Annotated in this window: 23 protein-coding genes; 11 read left to right on the top strand and 12 right to left on the bottom strand. The window is 36.5% G+C overall.

The window, feature by feature from the left end; genetic code table 11:
- Nucleotides 1-28 precede the first annotated feature (28 nt).
- From QME58_02645 to ispE, 11 genes are all read left to right on the top strand, one after another.
- Nucleotides 29-475: a cupredoxin domain-containing protein gene (locus tag QME58_02645; protein ID MDI6802731.1), complete on the top strand. Its 447-nt coding sequence runs from the start codon at nt 29-31 to the stop codon at nt 473-475.
- Nucleotides 476-477: 2 nt separating this feature from the next.
- On the top strand, nt 478-1,101 hold the full coding sequence (locus QME58_02640) for a hypothetical protein (protein MDI6802730.1): 624 nt from the start codon (nt 478-480) through the stop codon (nt 1,099-1,101).
- Between the two features lie 48 nt (nt 1,102-1,149).
- Nucleotides 1,150-1,623: a heavy metal-binding domain-containing protein gene (locus tag QME58_02635; protein ID MDI6802729.1), complete on the top strand. Its 474-nt coding sequence runs from the start codon at nt 1,150-1,152 to the stop codon at nt 1,621-1,623.
- A gap of 41 nt (nt 1,624-1,664) precedes the next feature.
- Nucleotides 1,665-2,246 (top strand): hypothetical protein, encoded by a 582-nt coding sequence (locus tag QME58_02630; GenBank protein MDI6802728.1) that lies wholly within the window; start codon nt 1,665-1,667, stop codon nt 2,244-2,246.
- A 62-nt stretch (nt 2,247-2,308) separates the two neighbouring features.
- Nucleotides 2,309-2,776, top strand: a complete 468-nt coding sequence (locus QME58_02625) for a heavy metal-binding domain-containing protein (protein MDI6802727.1) — start codon at nt 2,309-2,311, stop codon at nt 2,774-2,776.
- Entirely contained in the window at nt 2,737-3,402 is a 666-nt protein-coding gene (locus QME58_02620; protein ID MDI6802726.1) for a hypothetical protein, read from the top strand. The genes QME58_02625 and QME58_02620 overlap by 40 nt, the downstream gene beginning before the upstream one ends.
- A gap of 49 nt (nt 3,403-3,451) precedes the next feature.
- Entirely contained in the window at nt 3,452-4,009 is a 558-nt protein-coding gene (locus QME58_02615; GenBank protein MDI6802725.1) for a hypothetical protein, read from the top strand.
- Nucleotides 4,010-4,221: 212 nt separating this feature from the next.
- Nucleotides 4,222-4,689 (top strand): hypothetical protein, encoded by a 468-nt coding sequence (locus tag QME58_02610; GenBank protein ID MDI6802724.1) that lies wholly within the window; start codon nt 4,222-4,224, stop codon nt 4,687-4,689.
- Between the two features lie 12 nt (nt 4,690-4,701).
- Complete coding sequence (locus tag QME58_02605) at nt 4,702-5,058, top strand: heavy metal-associated domain-containing protein (GenBank protein ID MDI6802723.1); 357 nt, start codon at nt 4,702-4,704, stop codon at nt 5,056-5,058.
- A gap of 85 nt (nt 5,059-5,143) precedes the next feature.
- Nucleotides 5,144-7,585: a heavy metal translocating P-type ATPase gene (locus QME58_02600; protein ID MDI6802722.1), complete on the top strand. Its 2,442-nt coding sequence runs from the start codon at nt 5,144-5,146 to the stop codon at nt 7,583-7,585.
- Nucleotides 7,586-7,632: 47 nt separating this feature from the next.
- Nucleotides 7,633-8,481, top strand: a complete 849-nt coding sequence (ispE, locus tag QME58_02595; protein MDI6802721.1) for a 4-(cytidine 5'-diphospho)-2-C-methyl-D-erythritol kinase — start codon at nt 7,633-7,635, stop codon at nt 8,479-8,481.
- Here ispE and QME58_02590 read toward each other — a convergent pair.
- From QME58_02590 to QME58_02535, 12 genes are all read right to left on the bottom strand, one after another.
- Nucleotides 8,474-11,893 carry a T9SS type A sorting domain-containing protein gene (locus tag QME58_02590; protein MDI6802720.1) on the bottom strand — a complete coding sequence of 1,140 codons (3,420 nt, stop codon included), beginning with the start codon at nt 11,891-11,893 and terminating at the stop codon, nt 8,474-8,476. The two genes, ispE and QME58_02590, sit on opposite strands and share 8 nt — an antisense overlap.
- Nucleotides 11,894-12,121: 228 nt before the next feature.
- A complete protein-coding gene (locus QME58_02585) occupies nt 12,122-12,511 on the bottom strand; it encodes a cytochrome c maturation protein CcmE (protein MDI6802719.1) in 390 nt (129 codons plus the stop codon).
- A gap of 11 nt (nt 12,512-12,522) precedes the next feature.
- Complete coding sequence (locus QME58_02580) at nt 12,523-12,657, bottom strand: CcmD family protein (protein MDI6802718.1); 135 nt, start codon at nt 12,655-12,657, stop codon at nt 12,523-12,525.
- Entirely contained in the window at nt 12,657-13,346 is a 690-nt protein-coding gene (ccsA, locus tag QME58_02575) for a cytochrome c biogenesis protein CcsA (protein MDI6802717.1), read from the bottom strand. The genes QME58_02580 and ccsA overlap by 1 nt, the downstream gene beginning before the upstream one ends.
- A 57-nt stretch (nt 13,347-13,403) precedes the next feature.
- On the bottom strand, nt 13,404-14,084 hold the full coding sequence (locus QME58_02570; GenBank protein ID MDI6802716.1) for a heme exporter protein CcmB: 681 nt from the start codon (nt 14,082-14,084) through the stop codon (nt 13,404-13,406).
- Nucleotides 14,081-14,719, bottom strand: a complete 639-nt coding sequence (locus QME58_02565; GenBank protein MDI6802715.1) for an ABC transporter ATP-binding protein — start codon at nt 14,717-14,719, stop codon at nt 14,081-14,083. The genes QME58_02570 and QME58_02565 overlap by 4 nt, the downstream gene beginning before the upstream one ends.
- The gene (locus QME58_02560) at nt 14,719-16,455 is read right to left on the bottom strand and encodes a hypothetical protein (protein ID MDI6802714.1); all 1,737 of its coding nucleotides are present in this window, start codon (nt 16,453-16,455) and stop codon (nt 14,719-14,721) included. Before QME58_02560 ends, QME58_02565 begins: the two co-directional genes overlap by 1 nt.
- Complete coding sequence (locus tag QME58_02555) at nt 16,455-18,575, bottom strand: VCBS repeat-containing protein (protein ID MDI6802713.1); 2,121 nt, start codon at nt 18,573-18,575, stop codon at nt 16,455-16,457. Before QME58_02555 ends, QME58_02560 begins: the two co-directional genes overlap by 1 nt.
- A 106-nt stretch (nt 18,576-18,681) precedes the next feature.
- The gene (locus QME58_02550) at nt 18,682-19,164 is read right to left on the bottom strand and encodes an acyl-CoA thioesterase (GenBank protein ID MDI6802712.1); all 483 of its coding nucleotides are present in this window, start codon (nt 19,162-19,164) and stop codon (nt 18,682-18,684) included.
- Complete coding sequence (gene bamD, locus QME58_02545; GenBank protein ID MDI6802711.1) at nt 19,161-19,916, bottom strand: outer membrane protein assembly factor BamD; 756 nt, start codon at nt 19,914-19,916, stop codon at nt 19,161-19,163. The genes QME58_02550 and bamD overlap by 4 nt, the downstream gene beginning before the upstream one ends.
- Before the next feature lie 6 nt (nt 19,917-19,922).
- Entirely contained in the window at nt 19,923-20,441 is a 519-nt protein-coding gene (locus QME58_02540; protein ID MDI6802710.1) for a hypothetical protein, read from the bottom strand.
- Between the two features lie 166 nt (nt 20,442-20,607).
- Complete coding sequence (locus tag QME58_02535; GenBank protein ID MDI6802709.1) at nt 20,608-21,285, bottom strand: response regulator; 678 nt, start codon at nt 21,283-21,285, stop codon at nt 20,608-20,610.
- Nucleotides 21,286-21,289 lie beyond the last annotated feature (4 nt).

The raw sequence follows: 21,289 nt of genomic DNA, 5'->3' as shown, positions 1-21,289 counted from the left end.
ACAACTATTAATTATAAGGAGTAACACAATGAAGCAATTCAAATTTTATCTCGCAATAATCGTAATAGCTGTCTTCGTCGCAAATGCGAACACCTATGCTCAATGCTCTATGGGCTCAAGCGGGCATCAGCATAGCGCCAAGAGCACCGACACACATTCTGAGCATAAAGTTGTAACTCCATCGAAGGGTTACGCGTTCATCAATGATGATGGCATACAGGAAGCAAACATAACAATAAAAGATGGTTATCATCCTAACACAATCGTTGTAAAAAAGGGAATCCCCTTGAATCTCAACTTCGATCTTCAAGAAGAAGGATGCACAGCCACAGTTTCTATCAAAGATTTCGATGTAAAGAAATTGCTTACACCATTTGAAGTAACAACGTTGGAATTCACACCAACTAGTTCCGGGTCGTTCACTTTCGCATGTCCAATGAACATGATTGAAGGAACGCTTGTAGTGAAGGAATAATTATGATAGGTATAGAGAAAATTATGGAAAGCTATTTGAATCAAAACAGAATGATATACATACCCATTCTATTAATAATTTCTTCCATGATGCTGTTGAATGGCTGCATGATGCCGGGTATGATGACGCACAGCCCTGCCGATCAGCAGAATGAAGATCATAATCGAAGTGCACAGGGAAAGATTGTTAAAGAAATCATCGCAGATGATTACAGAATTGTTGCCGAATATTCATCAGAGATCGTTCAACAGGAATCATCAATCCATCTGGGAACATATTTGTTGAATGATTCAACTCTCCTACCAGTTCAAGGTCGAGTGACATTGAAAGATGTCGGTAACAACAATACAATTTCTACCCAACTCTTTGGAATATTGAAAGATCAAAAATATGTTTACAAATTCTCGGTGAATCAACCGAGTGAATATCGAATCATATTCGAGATCGAAACTATAAACAATAATACACTTCCAAAACCGATCGTTTTTGATGTTTTTGTTAAATCACTACCGCTGAATTCTAGCGCCGCTGTGAGCGGCGGTTTCAAATTATCAACACCGATTATCGTTGGAGGCATTGTAATGGTAACGATGATGATAATAATGATCATGATAAAACCATTTTAAGAACAACGAAAATGTAAAACAAAAAATAACAACATAAGGAGTAACACAATGAAACGATTCACATTTTATATGACGACTTTCGCGGTTAGCATATTTCTATTAGGAACATCGAACAATGCTCAGGATAAAACTCAACAAAAGAAATCCGCGAAGGTGCAGAAGCAAATTCATAAAGAAAATATTATTTATACTTGCCCGATGCATCCTGAAGTCCATTCTGATAAACCCGGTAAATGTCTAAAGTGTAAAATGAATTTAGAAAAGAAGGTAGTTAAGATGGATACACAACCAAAAATTCAAAAAGATGTTTACACATGTCCGATGCATCCTGAAATAACTTCTGATAAATCCGGCAGATGCTCGAAGTGTGGTATGAATTTGGAAAAAGCTTCACTGAAGAAAGCCGAAAAGAAATCTGAAATGAAAGCAGAAATGTATACTTGCCCGATGCACCCAGACGAAAAATCTGACAAGCCGGGCAACTGTTCCAAGTGTGGAATGAAATTAGAAAAAGTTAAATAACAATAAATCGATTTCTATTAAACAATAAGAAAGAAGAAAACATGAACACGAAAATATTATTCACCTTAATCGTTGTTGCAGTCGGAATCAGCGCCTGCTCTAAAGATTCTACATCTATGATGGGTAGTTTGCAGAATGCAAATATCATTGTTGAACCCAAAGATGGAACAGCAGGAGTTCGATTAGACGCAGGAATCACAATCAGCTTTGCTAAATCTATTGATCGCGCAGTTGTCGAAAATAATCTACATCTCATTAGTCAGTTTGCTATGGCTGATTCGCTCTGCCCAATCAGCGATTCAATGGGACATGGAATGATGGATAATGTAATGATGGATTCTATGAAAATGAATCACCTGATGTCACAACATCGTAGTTCCGGTCAATTTCAATGGAATGGAAATAACACTCAATGTATCTTGCAGCCTGATTCGATGATGATGCCGAACATGCGATACATGATACATATGGGCAGTGAGATGGTAAAGATGATGGAATCACAAATGGGCAATATGAATATGATGGGCAATCATGGAACCGGAATGACTGCAAGTGATATGTTCTTCCACTTTACTACTATCGACACAACCCAAGTTGGAACAGGACATGATAGCCATCATTAAGGTAAACGTAAGAATTTAATTAAATATCATAATCAACAAAAATTAATAATAAGGAGTAACAAATGAAAATACGTAATCTGTTCGCCCTGTTAGTAGTAGTATTAGTATCAGTTTCTATACTATTCGCACAAACCGAAACCAAGAAAACCGATGCCGCTATAGAAAAACAAAAAGCATGCTGCCCAAGTGACAAAGCTGCAAAGACTAAGGCTAAATCAGAAGGTAAGACTTCTGACTGCACATCGAAAGATGCAACACACAAACACGATGGCAACTCTGATTGCATGAAAAAGGAAACTACTAAGAATATTTCGATGTATAGTTGTCCAATGCACCCCGAGATTACATCTGACAAAGAAGGCAAATGTTCGAAGTGCGGAATGGCACTGACGAAAAAGGCAATGCCTAAAGCAGTGACTAAATCTGAAACCCATGCAGAAATGTATGTGTGTCCAATGCACCCCGAAGAAAAGTCGGATAAACCGAGTAAATGCTCGAAATGCGGAACGAATTTAAAGAAAATAAAATAACGATAAATCAGTTTTCATATAAACAACAAGAAAGAAAAAACATGAATGCGAAAATATTATTCACAATAATGGTTGTGGTAGTTGGCATAACCGGCTGTTCTAAAGATTCTACTTCAATGTTGGGTAATTCACAGACAGTAAATTTCACTATTGATCCCAAAGACGGTGCAGCAGGAGTACGTATAGATGCTGGAATTACACTCAGCTTTGCCAAGTCAGTTGATCGAGCTGTTGTAGAGAAGAATCTTCATCTCATAAGTGAGCTTGCTATGACTGATTCTCTCTGCCCTATTAGCGATTCGATGGGACATGGAATGATGGTTTATGCAATGATGGACTCGGTGAAGATGAATCATCTCGTGCAACAGCATCGTAGTTCCGGTAAATTCCGGTGGAATGCAGACAACACCCAATGCACCTTACAACCCGATTCAATGATGTACTCGAACATGGAGTACATGATTCATATGAGTGGAGAAATGATGCGCATGATGGCAAATCGGATGGGTGATGATATGGGCATGATGGGTGGACATGGAAGTACATCCATGAAGGATGACATGGTTTACCATTTCCGTACAATGGATACAACCAATACCGGAAGTGGCCACGACGGTCACCACTAAGATAAACCCAGACGTAATAATTATTTAAATTTTTAATAAAAGGTACTTTATGAAATATATATTGTTCACTATAATCATTCTATTCGTTAGTTCATTTACAGGTTGTATGATGATGGGTGGAATGATGCACAAGACCGGACACAACAATCATACAGAAACAACTGAAAAATTAATAAAAGAAGTGGAGATTAGCGACTATAGAATTACAGCCGAATTTCCGCCTCTGTTTTACAACACCGAATCCGTTTTCCAGATAAAAATTTATTCGCTGAATGACAGCATACCATCAACAGCCACTGTACGTTTGTTGATTTCTGAATTTGGACACGATGGGCATTTTGAGGCGGTTCAGCTCGATAAAGATTCAAACGGGAATTATTCCACTACTTACCTTGTTAAGACTAAAAAGGATTTAAAGATATCTTACATTATTTCGGAATTAGAAGATATTGTGCTAAAAAAGCCCATAGAAATTGAAGCCGAGCGAAGTGTTCACACTACACATAAATCGAGTGGAATGTGGATGCACGATATAGGAACGTATGCTGTAGTTAGTGGTGTGATTATGCTGACTATGATGGTTTTTATGATTGGCAGAGTGTTCTGATTGGAATTAAGCAAAGAAAAGATTAATTTATAGCTGTTTCGTGACAGACAAATATAGTTATTAGTTTCTGGTTCTTGGTTATAGTTTAATAGTTTCACCAACCATCAACTAAAACTATGAACTTCTAACTATAACTAAAAACCGATAACAAAGAACTAAATAATATAAATAATAAAATAACTCAAACAACAACAAAACAAAAGGAGTAACAAATGAAATTACGTAATCTGTTCGCCTTGTTAGTAGTAGTATTAGTATCAATTTCTATACTATTTGCACAGACCGAAACCAAGAAAACCGATGCAGCAAAAGAAAAACAAAAATCCTGCTGCCCGAGTGATAAAGCTGCAAAGTCTGAAGCTAAAGCAGAAGCCAAAAAATCAGATTGCACATTAAAAGATGCAACACACAAACATGAAGCCGGCTCAGATTGTATGAGCAAAGAAGCTAAAGTAGATGGGAAAAAATCGGATTGCTCATCAAAAGACGCATCACAAAAACACGAAGGCAAAGCGGATTGCACAAGCAAGGAAGCCAAAGATAGCAAAAAAGAATGCGACAAAGGCGACGACTGCTGTCAGAAAACAGGTGTGAAGCACGATGATGATTGCTCAAAAACGAAAGATAACAAACACGAATGCCCAGATAAAACCGAGAAAAAAGAAGTAAAGAAGAGCTAAGGAAATTAATAAATGTATCAATATATTGTTCTTTCGGTATTGTTGATCAGCTTGTTGGCTGGCTGCGGGCAGAAACAAGCTGAACAGCAAACAGAACTAAATCTCGAATCGGCAACCATAACCACATCTTCAATTATGTGTGGGATGTGTGTTACTACTATCGAGAAGGCTGTTTCGGCTGTTGATGGTGTTGAAAGCGTTGAAGTTAATCTGCAGGAGAAATCGACTACTGTAAAATTCGATAAAGCAAAATTAGAAATTGCAGCACTCGAAAAATCGATTTCTGATGCGGGTTATGATGCAAATGAAATACCGCGCAACCGTGAAACATACGACGCATTACCCGGTTGTTGCAAAGATGGTAAATAATTTCGAAATACGAAATCCAAAACTTAACCGAAAAACTACGCCAACGTTTAACCGACATTGGCGTTTTTAATTAGGAGGAAGATAAATGCGATATATCGATCCGGTTTGTGGAATGGAAGTTGAACCCAATAAAGCAGCAGGAAAAAGCAAATACAAAAATAACGATTACTACTTCTGTGCAGTTGGCTGCAAAAAACGATTCGATGATAATCCTGATTTCTACCTGACCAACAAACCTACCGGAATGCCAATCCAAATGAATATGCAACCGGTTATCAACATTTCAATCCCTCAAAATTTAAATTCTTCCACCAAAAAAGAAAACTTAAAAAAGATTCAGCTCCCAATTTTGGGTATGAGCTGCGCCAGTTGCGTATCGAGAGTACAAGATACTTTAAGTAAACTGCCAGGTGTTGCATCAGCCACAGTCAATCTTGCAACCGAGACAGCCTCAATTCAATTCGATGAATCCAAAGTGAACACAAGCCATTTTAAACACGCAGTCGAATCTATAGGTTACAATTTAAGCGAAGTTCCTGAGGAAAATATCTGGGAGTTTGAGGAAAAGGAGCATCGTAAAATTTCCGTTCAACTTAGAATACGTTTTATTTTCAGCTTACTTTTAACAATACCGATCACTATTATCAGTATGTGGATGATGCTGGATCATACTCCTTTTTCTTTTTTAAGTAATCAAACGTGGAATTATATATTTTTCGTTCTAACGATCCCTGTTCTATTTTGGGCTGGCGATCGTTTCTTCAAGGGTTTTTGGGCAACCTTGAGACATTTCAGAGCCGATATGAATACTTTGATAGCAATAGGTACATCAACTGCTTTTATTTATAGCTCAGCAATAACTTTTTTTCCATCTTACTTTACTTCAAGAGGACATGAGTTAAATGTTTATTACGATACATCTGCAGTTATCATCACATTAATTTTGTTAGGCAAATTATTGGAGATTCGTGCAAAGGGTAAAACCTCCGAAGCAATACGAAAGTTACTTGGACTACAACCCAAAATGGCATCGGTAATAAGGAATGGGTTAGAAATTCAAATTCCGATAGAAAATGTAGTCTTGGATGAAATGGTAATTGTGCGTCCGGGCGAAAAAATACCAGTTGATGGAATAGTAAGCGAAGGAAATTCGTCCGTTGATGAAAGTATGATAACCGGCGAAAGCCTCCCTGTTGATAAACAAAAAGATGATGAAGTAATCGGTGCAACTATAAATATGACAGGGAGTTTCAAGTTTCTAGCAAAGAAGATTGGCAAAGACACTATGCTAGCTCAAATTGTAAAATTGGTAACTGATGCGCAAGGCTCTAAAGCACCTATACAAAATTTAGTTGACCGCATAGCAGCAGTTTTTGTTCCAACCGTAATCGGGATTGCGAGCATTACTTTTATAGTCTGGTATTTTGCAATAGGGTCATATACACCAGCATTAATTAATTTTGTTTCTGTTATGATTGTGGCTTGCCCGTGTGCATTAGGGTTGGCTACACCAACTGCTATTATCGTTGGAACCGGTTTGGCTGCTGAAAAAGGAATATTAATTAAAAATGCCGAAATTTTAGAAAGACTTCGTAAAACTGACACAATAGTTTTCGATAAAACGGGTACAATTACAACAGGAAAGCTGAATGTTACACGCGTAATCCCTATAAGTCCATTTACAGAAGAAGAACTGCTCCAATATGCTACTTCAATAGAGTTACTTTCCGAACATCCAATTGCCAAAGCAATTATTCATTTTTCGAATAATAAGAACATTAAGCCATCCAGAGTAGAAAATTTTAAATCTATTACCGGATTTGGCTCAGAAGGTTATATGGATAATAAACTGATTTACATAGGAAATAGAGAGTTGATGAAGCAAAGAGGTTTAAATTTTGAACAAACATCGTTTGATATAGCAGATCATCAGACAGAAATGGTTGTGTTTGTTTCAGTTGATACCAACCTTGTGGGCATAATTGCGTTAAGCGACATACTCAAGCACGATTCGAAGAAAGCTGTAAGCGAATTAAAGAGTTTAGGATTTAAAACGATATTGCTCACAGGCGACAACGAGCGTTCTGCTGAAATTATGAGCAAATCTGCTGGAATAGAGCAATACTATGCCAAAATGCTCCCTAAAGATAAGGTCGATAAAATTAAAGAACTTCAAACAAATGGAAAACTTGTAACGATGATTGGAGATGGAATAAACGACGCCCCAGCGTTAGCACAGGCCGATGTCGGAATTGCTATGGGAACCGGAACCGACATCGCAATCGAAGCGGGAGATATTACACTAATAAAGGGTGACTTGAACGGAGTTGTTAAGGCAATAAAGCTTTCAAAGAAAACTGTAACCACTATATATCAAAACCTGTTTTGGGCTTTTATTTACAACATCATATTAATACCATTAGCTGCTTCTGGATTCCTCGACCCCATGTTGGCAGCCGGAGCGATGGCGTTGAGTTCGGTGTCGGTAGTAAGTAATTCGTTAAGGTTAAAGAGGATAAAATTATAGAAACGCTTGCTTATTCAGAAACTGATTCGTATTTTAAACAAAAAAAAATGAAGATAAAAGCATTCGCCAAAATAAATTTAGGTTTAAGGATTCTGAGAAAGCGTGAGGATGGATATCATGATATTGAAACGGTATTCCATCGGATTAACCTATTTGATGAGTTAGAATTTTCTGCTTCAGATATAATATCGATGGATTGTGATAATCCTGAAATCCCTGTTGATGAGAATAATTTATGTCTTCGTGCCGCTGGGCTACTCAAACTGAAATATGATATAAACAAAGGAGTCCACATAAGTTTGCAGAAGAATATACCTGTCGGAGCAGGACTGGGTGGTGGCAGCTCGGATGCAGCCGCGGTTTTAGTCCATTTACCTAAATTTTGGGGATTGGAAATTAGTATAAGTAACCTGATGGATATTGCATTAAGTTTAGGTTCTGATGTTCCTTATTTTGTCAAAGATGGAACTGCCTATGCAACCGGCAGAGGTGAAAAATTAGAATATATTAAACTCGATATTCCCTATTGGATAATTTTAGTCAATCCTCAAATTCATGTTTCAACGGCTTGGGCATATAAGAACGTGAATATCAATCCTAAAAAGGAAACCACAAATTTAAAAAACGATTTAATCGGAAATATCAAATATCCTGAAAAGTTACGCGATCTGATTACGAATGATTTTGAAGAAGTGGTGTTCAAACATTACGAACAAATCAAAAACATCAAAACTCATCTAAAAGAACTTGGAGCCGCCTTTGCTCTGATGTCCGGAAGTGGCGCTTCGGGTTATGGATTTTTTAAAACCAAACCCGATATGAACGAAGCCTCACAAAAATTTGGTTCCAAACATAAAATATTTATTACAGAGCCATTTTTCAAGCCAGTCATCTGATTACTATCATCTTCTTTGTTTGAGCGAAGCTGCTATTCTCCCCCAAAACTGAGATGCGGTAAAAATAAACACCTGTCGATACAAATGTTCCGCGTACAGTTTTCCCATCCCAGTTAACCGAGTAATTTCCTTCTACCTTCTCTTCCACATCAATCAGTATTGCAATTATTTGTCCGAGTATGTTGTAAACTTCGAGTGTAACTTTACCGCTAACCGGTAAACCGTATTCGATTACTGTCCCTGCGTTGAATGGATTGGGATAGTTTTGTGTGAGCCGATAATTGGAGGGAACTACCACTTCTTTTAAGTCAACGGGATTGAATGAGAAAATATCTCCTTCACGTAATGGATAATATGGGTTTATTCTTAAGAAATCACCATCGTTAAAATCTTTTTCCAAATTCGTTCGCCTCATCGCTACCAAATACATTAAGGGTAGTTGAGGAAACTTTTCCCTCATATCACTTTTTCGGAAACTATATTGAGGCTTGGTAGTATCGCTATAATTAGATGAATAAATTAGTATTACTTCGTCGCCGTCGTAATGCTGATAAAAAGTATTTCCGATTTTCAGGTCGGGTGACGGATTCCATCTACCATCCACATTCCCTGTGTAAATATATTCTTTTACAGAATCCGACGGAGAAATTTTCTTCCATCTATAAAGCGTATCGTTCCTCTCTACAATACCCACATCTAATTGTCTCAGCTTCTTTTCTTTTGCGTCAACCTCCCATACAGTGAAGGGGACAACAAATCCGCTATCGGTTATACCGAGTCGAAATTGCTGATAATCTTGATATAGATATCCAAAACCGATTGAGTCAATTACGAATGGTCTAAAATCCGAATTGATTATTTTACGAGGCGGCCTTATTTGAAATCCTGATATGTATCTATAAGCTTTTTGTGTATATTTTTTATCGAAATGAATTTCTACATATCTCAAACTATCAATACTTAACCCGCTTGTTATGTTTGTATATGTGCCGATACGAGGATAAGTAATAAATCCTTTGCGATCAATATTTAAATCCATCGTTCGCCCTCTAATCCCTGTAAACCAAATATTAGATGATGGAGTATATTTCCAATTTTTGAGTCCTTTATTCGTTGTTGTTGTACCGCGCGTTATTTTAAAACCCTCAGTAACAGGTATATTATGCCCAAATTCGTCTGGTAATGGGTGTTTAAGTAACAAAGATTCATTTGTGGTACTGTTGACCAAATTAAACAGAGTTGAATTTTGAAAATTTTCTATGGTTATCAGGTAATTATGGTTTTTTAGTAATTCAGGATTGATTATACGCAAACCGAATGCACCTTCAGCTTCTCCGGTTTGTTGAGTTGAAAATATTTCCTGAGGTGGGAAGTGAGGTTTATGAATTATGATTTTGACTGTATCATACCACACGTTTAAAAATTTATCTACAATTCGAAATAATATCTTTTCTGTGCCATCGACCATTGCGTTTTTTGTAATATTAAATGATATAAATTTTGCCGCATCCAAAAAGATACCGCTGTTTTGGATTAAATTACCACTAAAAATCACTGGCAACGAGTCCTTATAGAACTGTATATTTTTAGTTAAAGGAAAATAACTCACCGAAAAGTTAGCAAGTGTATCTCTTGATAAATTTTTAATTCCGAATGTGCATCTTATATTTTCACCCGGGTTTGCATTTCCATCTGCATTGAGGTTATCTGATATAATTTTAAAATCTACTATTTGCATCGGACCAGCAGTTGTAATATGAGTTGCTACATCCTGCCATATTATTTTTTCTCCGTTTATCTGCTCAACTTCAAGAGATAATTTACAAGGGATTTTAAATTGATAGATATTGATATTATTACCAAATACACCATCGTTTGCTGTACCATCGTTATGCAGTCCATCGTCGTATAGATTAAATACTTTTTGGAATCCATCGTGATCTCGGTATAATATAGCCTTTACAGCTTTTGCATCTTGTGCTTTCACGGTTACTGCGATGGAGGTTGAATCACTCGATAAATATCTTGAGTTCCATTTTACAATCGGTAAGCTTTGGAAACTATTTTCGTATATATAACGGATATTAGTCGAAAGTTCACGCAATTTTGTAATTGAGTTTAAACGGTCTGAACCTTGCGCAATCAAAGATGCGAATATTACGTCTTGTGAATCTCCCGATGCCATATTGAATGGACCTGTTGACATTAAAAATCTGATATCAGTTGGTCCCCAAGATTGTTGATTAAGCCAACCAGAACCCGTAACCGGATCTCCACTGAACATAAATTTAGTAGTATCCCCGTAGGGGGATATCACTGGTTTGCCACCCGGTGTTAACCCCATCATTTGATTATATGTTTGAATAAAAGAGGCTGGAACGTGCGGACCATAATTTATACATCCCCCCTGACCTGGATTACAGGAAACACTAAATGCAGTAATTATATTTAATGCAATAGGTCCTTTAAGCAACTTAAAACCGACTGCTGGCGGATTCTCCCCATATCCATTCGGACTATCATCGTCGTTACCATTATAGCAATAACCCAAATCGTGTCTTTTACCTCTTGAATCTAATCCTATATCACATCCAGCATAATCATCGGTATAAATTCCCAAATCTGGGTCCGACCACAAACTTAAATATGTACTATCCCATGACCGTGAACTTTTGTTATAAATCTGAAATCTTAAAAACTGAACACTAGGCAAAGATGTATAAGCCCAAGCGGTTTTTCTTACCTCAGCACCTAATGGCTTCGACCTTCCCCAAACCCAATTATGAGCCGCTGGGTCTGCATCGTTGTACACATAAAACAAAATCATATCGGGAATTGTGTAACCAAATGGAAATTGTATTCCTGGCTTATCTTTGAGGGGATTCCATTTACCATCACTGTCCAGATCAATCCAGGGTGCACCCTGTTCGATAGGCCAATTTAGATAATCTGGATTTGAGTTAGGAGAATCAAAATTCGGTTGGACTTTATAAATTTTATATTCTGGTTTTGTATAATCATCGGGGAAACCTGTCTTTGAATCAATTCTTCCTGGTCTATATTCGCTTCCAAAATGTCCTGCAGTTGCTACTCGTATGTCTTTAGTCGTATCAGAATCTTTATACTTTGCTCCAATCCACAAAGCAGAAGAAAATATAGCATTAATCCCACTCCCTTTAGGCCATTCAAACCCAGGTCCCCAAGTAGCATGATCGGAATAAAATTCTCCATTATTTCTGAAATATGATGAAATATTGTTTACGTCTAACAATTTCCGATCGATTACTTTTATCCCTTGGGTTTTTTGTAGATTAATTCCCTCCAACTGTTTGTAAGGTTGTGAAAAAACAGGAATGTTGTTAGTAGCTGTAATACCGGCAATCATAAGCCATCGCGAAAATATTTTCCTCATAATACCTCCAAAATAATTTATTTAAATTAATATCTGAAGTTACGCAAAAGAGTCATTCTGAACGAAGTGAAGAATCTGAAACCTCAAATTCAGGCTATTTTTAGATGTTTCGCTTCGCTCAACATGACAAAAAGTCAATTCTGCGTAACTTCAGTTAATATTTAATGTATCGATTTTCTAATACAGAAAACCGGGAATTACTATAACACCACCAGACCTTGATTAATCTTACATTGTTTGCTTTGCTGCGTTCGGGTCGGCTTCGTACTTCGACGGACACTTGGTCAATATTTCGGAAGCGTGGAAATAATCCTTGTTATATTTTCCTTTTATTACAACACTTGTGGCAATCTCGAAATTGTTCGGTTTCGCACCGTCGTACACTACCTTCATCGCCTTTCCGTCGATATCCTTCATATAAAAAATAAACTGCCCCTTATCAATATCGAACGAAGTTGGAATATCTTTTACCCACTCCCCGTTAACTTGTATCTTTTTGGTGGTAGCCATTGCGTCCGAAAAAGTTCCATACTCAACATTACTCTCCAAAAACGAAGATGCACCAAATATCAAAGCACCAACGATTATTACGCTGGCTACAATTACTTTTATTTTCATTTTACTGCCTTTTATTCTTTATTAATTTTTTCTTCTAATTTATTTATTTTCTTATTCAACGATAGAAGGTATCCAAAAATGCCAAACCAGCAAATCAAAGTTATAATCAATACAATGTATAATGAGTTCTGATTTAAAAATTCCATTAGTCCTGTTCCTTCGATTGTTGTTGATACTGTAATTTTGCAAAACGTACTCTCAAATTAAACATCCAATAATAAACAGCCGTGAAACCCGTAAGCGATGCGATGAAGATTACGAGCATCGTAGGATTCATGTGAATCTTCCCTTGTGGATTTATGATGGGGTCGGGATGTAAACTCGAGACGATACGAGGTATTATAAAAATAAAGAAAGGAACTGTTAGTCCTGCAATAATTGAATAGACCGCCGAAAGAGAGGCACGCTTTTCCTCAACTTCAATCGAAGACCGAAGTGCGAAGTAGGCACCGTAAATAAGCAGCAATACAAATATAGAAGTTTGGCGTGGATCCCAATTCCAGAAAGCACCCCAACTAAACTTCGACCAAATTGCACCCGTTACAGTTGCTAATATACAAAACAAAAATCCTAATCCGGCAGCCGTAACCGACTTGATATCATATAATATTTCTTTAGTCCTCAAATATTGAATCCCATAAATGAGAGATGTTATGAATGCAATTACGCAAACCCACGCTGTCGGGACGTGAAAGAATATGATTCTCGCTTTGTCCTCGAGTCCCGGAACAATTGGTAATTCAAAAAATGAACTTGGATTGGGAACCATCGGTAATGCGATCCCTGCGATTATCACTAACGTCAGTCCAATGCCTAATATTATTTTAAATATCATAAACTTACTTGATAAATTTCTGTTTAAAAATACGAAAAAGTTTCTTTAGTAACAAAGTTAATCTTTCCAAACATAATCGAATAACAAATACGATACAGCAATAATTACTACAAAATAAGCTATCATAACCTGAAAATCGCCCATTGCTTTGGCAATCTCAATACCTTCGAGTGCCGATTTAGTAGATTTTATTACAATCATTAGTAATGGTAACAGAATTGGGAATGAAAGCACAGGATAAAGTGTCCCCTTTGTGTTCGATTTTGCAATTATGGCAGCAATTATTGTTGATGCGGCAGATAAGCCAATAGTTCCCAAAAATATTGTTAGCAGGAAAATATCATAGCTTTTTATTATAAAACTCGGAATTAAAATAAGATACAACACCACCGTAAATATATTCATCAGAAATAACAGTATTAAGTTGAACAACAATTTACCGAAAAATACAGTGGATGGTTTAGCAATGAGATGAAGTGTCATCACAGTTCCCCTCTCCTCTTCGCTTACGAAAGTGCGTGCCATTCCCGACATCGCAGAGAAGAAAATTACTATCCATAGAATTCCTGCAGATATTTCGATTGAAGGAGTTTCGTTTGCGACGGCAAATAAGATTATTGCAAGAGTAGTAATTACGAACATAATCAAAGCGTTCAAAGCGTAACGGGTGCGTAATTCCGAACGGAAGTCTTTGATAAATATCGTGAGTGCAGAATTTATGTTGAAGATTTTATTCATTTCGCTTTATTTCTGAATTGGTTAAGATCAATTTCTTGATTGCAGAATTGAATATCTTCAGAATCGTTCGTTGCAACAATCACGCAGCCGCTTTGTTTCTGTTCCTGTATAATCTGATAGACCACCGCTATTCCTTCGGCATCTAAATTTGAGCGAGGTTCATCGAGTATAAGAAGTGGCGGCTTGTGTAATAAAGCAAAAGCATATTTTAAACGCTGTTTCATCCCTGAAGAATACTCGCGAACATAGCTATCCTTCCGTTCGTAAAGATTTACTCGTTTCAGAAGTAAGTCGATATAATCTTTGTCCACTTCGATACTCCGGATACGTGCAAACAGTTCAAGGTTTTCCATAGCAGTAAACTCGTCATACATCTGAAGATAGGGGGCGACAAATCCAAAATATTGAAAGCGGTTCTGTACATCAATCGACTTGCCGTTCAGATAAAAGTCCACCTGCCCGTTTGTCGGCGAAAGGACACCGGCAAGTATTTTCACAAGCGTCGATTTCCCGGAACCATTTCGTCCGGTAATTGCTAAAGCGGATTTATTCTCTAACTTAAAATTAATATCGGAAAATACTTTCCTGCCGTTAAATATCTTTTTTATATTTTGAATCTCTAATTTTATATCCATTACTTTCGTACTACTGCAATTTTACCGACATATTCTTTATTGTTAGACACGGCAACATAGAAATAAATACCGGATGTTATTCTTATTCCATTATCATCTTTTGCATCCCATTGTATTGTTTGTTCTTTATCGTCTGATGGGAAATCTTTTGAGAAAACTAACGACATATCAGAGCTATAAATGTATAATTTTGCACCTGCCGGAGGAAGCTCGATGTGAATTTTTCCGCCACCATCGATTACATAAGGATTTGGATAGACTGTTAACGAGGAGATAACAGGCGCCTGCCCCACCGATGTAAAAGTCCAGTTTTGAGGATCACCAACATTAATTTTTGCAAACAGACCGGAAACTAATTCACGATAACCATCTAGCTGACTTGTGCGAAGTAGGAGAGAATATTTTTTGTTATCCTTATTTCCAGCTTCGGCAGCATCTTGATTAATATTTGTAGTAATTATTTGAACCGGAGTTTCATTAAATAATACAGAGAGATATATAGAAGAAAACGTTTCGGTGCTGTCATTGTATGTGCGTGAGGTACCGGTCATTTCGATTTCAGCTCTTTCTTTAATTAATGGATAACCTGAAGCTTCTGAATAATATTTTCCGGAAAGCGAGCGGCCTGCAGTAAAGTAATTCCATTTTGCGAACTCAACAAACGCAATTCGGAGAGTGGAATTTACTTCAATAAGAGCATTATCGAGCGACTTAATGCTGTTAAAACTACGCATACCCTCCCAAGCGCGACGCATAATTGAAGCGGAATATTTTTCTTCAACAAATTTTCCCCAAATCGCACGACTGTATTCAATCAACCCATCAGTTGCCAAAAAAGATTTGTTAGGTTCTGCAAAATGTCCACGCGGTGCACCCGACGAATTTTTAATGTATTGATAATAATCGTTCACACCGTTGTACAAAACATCTTCCATCCACGTACTTGTTATTTCATAAAAGTAGCGGTCGGCTTCACGATAACCGTAGCTTCCGAGCTGAATTGCGTGATGAAACTCGTGTGCCGCTGTAACTCGCAATCCTGGCAATCCACGACTTGATGGATATACTGCAATAAAATCGTTATCGATTTCGATGTATGAAGAATATCTTGGAGGAAATTCACCGGGATTAATCGGATTACCGTTCGGAACTGTCTGTCCATACAATCCGCCGCCAAGTTCAGTCAAAACAATATTATATTTATCATAACCTGATTCAAATGGTGGGCGCATATATCCCATTACATCCACAAATGATTTCCAGACCGAATTAAAGATATGAAGTGTCGAATCAACATACTCCGTAATTACACGCATCGAGTCGGAATGATTCTTAACGTAATTTGTATCACTGAGCATTCGTCGGGGTGGTGTTGACGGCGTCAATAATGAGGGAACGTGGTAACCTATTGTATCGTAATATACTGTAAAGAAACCTAAACTCTTGTTTGTTTGCCTGTATGGAGGCTCTAATAACTGGCTAATTGTTTTTTGATAATTTAAAGACATATTAGGATAAGCATGTAAAATTTCAAACGCTAAACTAAGTCCGCATTTCGGTTGATGTTCATCATCTAATATTTTGATTGAATTTGTTTGCCGCCACTCTTTAATTTTTTCAACGAAGGACTGTTGCTCTGTAATTGATAGAGATTGTTGAGCATAAACAAATCCTGAAGGAGTGTTTGCCGCAAGTAATACAATAATTAATAATATATTTGATATTCTTTTAAACACTATTTTTGTCCGTAAATAATTTTAATAAAACCGTCTTCAGAGTAACTTAATGCCAAATCAGGAATCATATCGTTGTTGAAATCGCTTACTACAAAACTGCTGACAGCTTCGATACCTAACAAACGTTTAGGTGGCGAGAAACTACCATCACCTTTTCCTGAATAAAGCTGTAACGTCCGGGTGTGGTAATTTGCAACTATCAAATCGTTTTTATTATCACCATCAAAATCACAAACCTGTACATCGGAAACGCTATTCAGCTTTATGTTTTTTAATCTTTGATGCGGTTGATAAAAGGAAGTATCGTTGTTGTTGAGTGATAGTAACAATTCTTTTGAACTTGGTGAATAAATAATCAAATCTTGATACTTGTCATTATTCAAATCACCTTTGCTGAACAGAACTTTTTGGATCGTGGTATCTTTAATTGAATAGTAACATTTGCCTTTGGTAGGTTTCTGCGTACCGTTTGTATTTTTCGAGCATAAGTTCAGATTATTATTAGATATTTCTTTAATGTAAATAAAATTATTTCCGACAGATTGTGCAGCATTTAAAATAAAACCGCCCCGTATTTTGGGAGTCTCTAAATTTAACAGCTCCTTTTCAAGATATTTTGTTTTACCAATCTGTTCGAAATTGAAGAATTGAAAGTATTTTTGTTCGGGTTCAGTTGTATTAACAAAAATATTTAAAAATCCTGTTGATTTTGATACTGTAACATCCATAACTGTCGGAAACGGACTTGTTGATATCGCATAAGTCGAACTGGTGTAATCTGTAAAATCAATTTCTGTAACAGCTATCTGTGAAGTTGATGAATGCGAAGTAATTGCATACATCCGATCAGAATTTTTATGAAGGACTGTGAGAGAGTTTGGTTTTTCACTTGCGATCGGGAAACTTACCTGTCCTGTAAAAACACCCCCGCCTTTGTTCTCAAAATAAGAAACAGATTTGGAACCTTGATTTGCGAGAATTATATCTATATTTCCGTTTTTTGTTACATCGTATGCACGTAAACCGGTTGGAAGCAATCCGGTAATGTAATTAGCTTCGCTATTAAGTTGGGAATTTGAATTTGAATTATCAACTAGAAATATTTTTTTTTCAAGAGGTGATGCAATCGCAAGACTTAGATAATCTGATGTCCGATTAGTAAACAAGAATACATCATTAGGATTTTTACCCGCACTATAAATGGTTCTTACGGCAAACAAACCTGTTGTATCTTTTTGCCAAAGCGAAAGATATTTAAAAGTTTTGTTAAAGAGGAGTAAATCGATAGAGCCCGTGTTATTAATATCATCTCCCAAAATTTTATCGACGGGATAGAGGAGTTCTAAATTTTGATAGAGTTCAAAATTTCCGAAACCATTACCTAAATAAGTTTTCAAAATAGGTTTATCTTTAAAAGTTACAATCAAATCGATCAAATCATCGGGGTTGATAAATGCCGGCGTTACTTCATGAGGTTCATCGCTGAAAGTTATAGTCGATGGTAAGAGATATCTCAACTGTGCATAGGATGAAAATAATTGAACTTCATTCGAAACCCAATTAACACAAAATAGATCAGGCAGGTCATCACCGTTAAAATCATGCACACCGACTGAACTGAAAGAATAATCGGATAAAATGACCTGAGGTGGTCTGAATGTACCATCACCGCGGCCCAATAAAACAGTTAAGCCGAGAACATTTTTACCGTAGAGTAAAATATCTGCTTTGCCATCATAATTTATATCCGCAGTTTTGATGAAATCGTAACTCTGTGCAAACTCAGTTTTCCATTTATAAACTAGAGAATCGGGCTTGCGTGAGAGGTAAATTTTCAATAAACGCTTATCAGCAGATAAGGCAGCAATATCATCGTGACCATCTTTGTTAAAATCGGCGGTTACAGCACTCATAATTTTAAAATCAGTTAAGAACGATTTTGTGTCCCATTCGGTAGAATCGTTAATAGCAAAAGAGATTGAAATAAATTTAGAACCATAAGAAGCAATATCAGTAACACCGTCGCCGTTAAAATCGCCTTTGAGTAAATATTCGTTTCCCCTGCTAACATTCAAACCGATGACGGTAGAAAAAGTGGAGGGATGTCGTTGAGAATACATTACCGATAATTCAAGGAAATTGATAATGAACAAACTCACTAATAATTTTCGAGGATTAAGGAAAGTAGTATAGAATATATCGAGAGCAACAACCATTATTTTGTAATTACGATCCTCCAGTTCGGATACCCGCTAATCTATGCTTTCGTCTGATAGCTGCCTCTTTATAACGCCGTTTCTCTTCTCTGGATTGGGGTTTTATGGCGCAGACCTTTACCCGGTTTTTAAGTTCGTCAAGTGCAACAAAAGTAAAATAAGCGGAGTTAGCAATTTTCGACCCTCCGGTAAGTTGATTTTCAGCAATCACCTTAACGCCTACTTCCAAAGATGTATTAAAAGCCCGATTCACAGAAGCTTTTAAGTTCACAATTTCTCCCAATCTGATTGGATGATGAAATTCCATTTGATCGACAGCGGCAGTTACACAAACTCGGTTTGTATGCCGTTGTGCGGCGATTGCAGCAGCAATATCCATCCAATGCATTAATCGTCCGCCTAATAAATTTCCTAATTGATTAGTGTCGTTCGGAAGGACAAGCTCGGTCATTTCTATCTGAGATTCCTTCACATTTTTACAAGCTTTTTTCATAACGAACCTTTGAGTAACGAATCTATTTTCCCTCGATAGGTTGTATTTGGATAACGTGAAAATAATTTTTCAGCTTCAGCAAAAGCTTCTTCGCGTTTTTTACGTTTCATCAATGTTTCGATTTTGCCGACATAAGATTTTTCAGCATATTGGCTATCGTGATAATTCTCTAAAACATTATCGAAATATATTGTCGCCGCTTTGTAATATTCCATTTTCATGTAGAGAACGGCTGTTTGATATTCCTTTTCCGCTAACCTATCACGCAATTCATAAATTTTGGTTTCAGCGTTCGTAACTAACGTATCGGCAGGAAAATATTCGATGAATGCCTGAAACTCATCGATGGCTTTTAAAGCAAACGATTGATCAAGAGAATATTTTGGTGATAGCTGATAATTACACAGTGCGATTTTATATTGGGCTTGCGACACTAACGGACTGGCGGGCATATTTTTTTTTAGAACTTCATACTCATAAGAAGCAAGCAAATACTCTTCTCGCATGAAACGACATTCACCCAAATAAAACTGTGCATCATCGGATACTGCACTACCGGGAAACTGCAAAGTTATAACAGTGAACTCGTTGATTGCTTCGAGATAATTTGCATCATTAAACTCGTTCATTCCCAAATCAAAATGCTCTTCGGCAGTTAAACTCTTTTCTACTTTCGATGAACTGCACGATATGAATAATGTTAAAGTTGTAATTGTTAAAACAGCTTTCATTATCGAATAAAATAATTTCATTTTTAATTAATTCCTTAAAGTGAAAAATAAATAAGTTATTATTGCAACAGATGAAACAACGACGGAAGGAATAATCAATTTTTCGATTATATTGTCGTCGGGAATTATTCCCTTGGTTGCTGGTATATATTGTTCTTCTAAACTGTTTATCGAACTGAATAAAACAGTGTCTTTATATGTAGTATAAATTGGTTGTATAATTTTTATTTTATTTTTATCCAAAATCTTACCCGATAATTCTATTCCGATTGAGCGGGTTACTTTCTTGTTTCCTAAAAAACCATCTCTGTAAATATCTGAATAATTCACAAATATCTTTGATACTGCACACTCGATTTGCATTTGTGAACCTTCACCGGAAGCTATAAGTGGCACATCAATAATACTTTTACCTTGCAATGTTCTAATTATTTGGTTTTCAACAAACCAATCGTTCGGTGTTGAAATCATCCCAAATGTTATCGAATCTCCCTGTTTTAGCCCATTTTGGTTTATCAAGGAATCCGCGAGATTTGAAGATAACATTTGAAATATCTCATAATTTGATTTATGAGTATGTACTACAAAATTTTGAGAGAAACTAATCGAAGATAGGACTATGATATTTACTATTACACTGATAATATTTTTCAAAAGTTTTTGCATTCCTGGCTTCTAATTTACAAAAATATGAATCTAATTACAATTTGCGTTATTCTGTTAAATCTATCATTTTTATCCCTTTGATGTATGTAATAGTTTTGTCCTGCTTCAGATTTTTTATCTTTTCGAATTTACTAATAACCCTCTGAAAGTTATCGCTTATTATTTTCAAATAGGGTTTTACCTCCTCATTATCAGGATTAGAATTGAGATGTTGAACTTGTTGGCCGATTGTCTGTAGTGGTTCAGAAATATTTTTCACCACTTGCGCTACAATATTTTGCAATACTTCGACGCGTTTTTGTTTTACTTCCAATTCCATCAATTGGTTTTTTAATTTCTGTTTTTCTAAAATTTCGATGATAGTTTTTGGAAGCACCGGTGAAGTAATTTCCTCTTTGACCAGATAGTCATCGACCTTGTACCGTAGTACTTCGAGAGCCAGTTCAAAATCTTTATTTACTGTTAAAAATATTATCGGTAAATTAATATGCTTTTCTTGCATCACTTTAGTGATTTCCAGCCCGTTCATTCCCGGTAAAAAATAATCCATCAGCACAATGTCGATTTCTTTGTTGTTCTCTGCTTCTTGCAAAGCCGCTGTACCGTTTTCACGCCATATTATTATGAACTTATCTTTTTCAAATTTTTTTAAATAAATCTCTACCAATCTCGCAAAATCTTTGTTATCTTCAACGAGCAATATAACAATTTTATTTTCTTGCATATAG

This window comes from Bacteroidota bacterium (genome assembly GCA_030017895.1).
Lineage (GTDB): Bacteria > Bacteroidota > Ignavibacteria > UBA10030 > BY39 > JASEGV01.
The sequence above is the reverse complement of the archived record's forward strand: the minus strand, read 5'-3'. Positions and strand labels throughout refer to the sequence as shown.

Excerpts from the sequence above, each read along its gene's own strand:
- QME58_02535 (MDI6802709.1), bottom strand. The coding sequence starts at position 21,285 with ATGCAAGAAAATAAAATTGTTATATTGCTCGTTGAAGATAACAAAGAT.
- QME58_02615 (MDI6802725.1), top strand. The coding sequence starts at position 3,452 with ATGAAATATATATTGTTCACTATAATCATTCTATTCGTTAGTTCATTT.
- QME58_02555 (MDI6802713.1), bottom strand. The coding sequence starts at position 18,575 with ATGTATTCTCAACGACATCCCTCCACTTTTTCTACCGTCATCGGTTTG.
- QME58_02590 (MDI6802720.1), bottom strand. The coding sequence starts at position 11,893 with ATGAGGAAAATATTTTCGCGATGGCTTATGATTGCCGGTATTACAGCT.
- QME58_02600 (MDI6802722.1), top strand. The coding sequence starts at position 5,144 with ATGCGATATATCGATCCGGTTTGTGGAATGGAAGTTGAACCCAATAAA.
- QME58_02570 (MDI6802716.1), bottom strand. The coding sequence starts at position 14,084 with ATGAATAAAATCTTCAACATAAATTCTGCACTCACGATATTTATCAAA.
- QME58_02630 (MDI6802728.1), top strand. The coding sequence starts at position 1,665 with ATGAACACGAAAATATTATTCACCTTAATCGTTGTTGCAGTCGGAATC.
- QME58_02635 (MDI6802729.1), top strand. The coding sequence starts at position 1,150 with ATGAAACGATTCACATTTTATATGACGACTTTCGCGGTTAGCATATTT.
- QME58_02565 (MDI6802715.1), bottom strand. The coding sequence starts at position 14,719 with ATGGATATAAAATTAGAGATTCAAAATATAAAAAAGATATTTAACGGC.
- QME58_02610 (MDI6802724.1), top strand. The coding sequence starts at position 4,222 with ATGAAATTACGTAATCTGTTCGCCTTGTTAGTAGTAGTATTAGTATCA.
- QME58_02640 (MDI6802730.1), top strand. The coding sequence starts at position 478 with ATGATAGGTATAGAGAAAATTATGGAAAGCTATTTGAATCAAAACAGA.
- QME58_02540 (MDI6802710.1), bottom strand. The coding sequence starts at position 20,441 with ATGTTATCTTCAAATCTCGCGGATTCCTTGATAAACCAAAATGGGCTA.
- QME58_02625 (MDI6802727.1), top strand. The coding sequence starts at position 2,309 with ATGAAAATACGTAATCTGTTCGCCCTGTTAGTAGTAGTATTAGTATCA.
- QME58_02550 (MDI6802712.1), bottom strand. The coding sequence starts at position 19,164 with ATGAAAAAAGCTTGTAAAAATGTGAAGGAATCTCAGATAGAAATGACC.
- ccsA (MDI6802717.1), bottom strand. The coding sequence starts at position 13,346 with ATGATATTTAAAATAATATTAGGCATTGGACTGACGTTAGTGATAATC.
- QME58_02580 (MDI6802718.1), bottom strand. The coding sequence starts at position 12,657 with ATGGAATTTTTAAATCAGAACTCATTATACATTGTATTGATTATAACT.
- QME58_02620 (MDI6802726.1), top strand. The coding sequence starts at position 2,737 with ATGCTCGAAATGCGGAACGAATTTAAAGAAAATAAAATAACGATAAAT.
- QME58_02645 (MDI6802731.1), top strand. The coding sequence starts at position 29 with ATGAAGCAATTCAAATTTTATCTCGCAATAATCGTAATAGCTGTCTTC.
- ispE (MDI6802721.1), top strand. The coding sequence starts at position 7,633 with ATGAAGATAAAAGCATTCGCCAAAATAAATTTAGGTTTAAGGATTCTG.
- bamD (MDI6802711.1), bottom strand. The coding sequence starts at position 19,916 with ATGAAATTATTTTATTCGATAATGAAAGCTGTTTTAACAATTACAACT.
- QME58_02585 (MDI6802719.1), bottom strand. The coding sequence starts at position 12,511 with ATGAAAATAAAAGTAATTGTAGCCAGCGTAATAATCGTTGGTGCTTTG.
- QME58_02605 (MDI6802723.1), top strand. The coding sequence starts at position 4,702 with ATGTATCAATATATTGTTCTTTCGGTATTGTTGATCAGCTTGTTGGCT.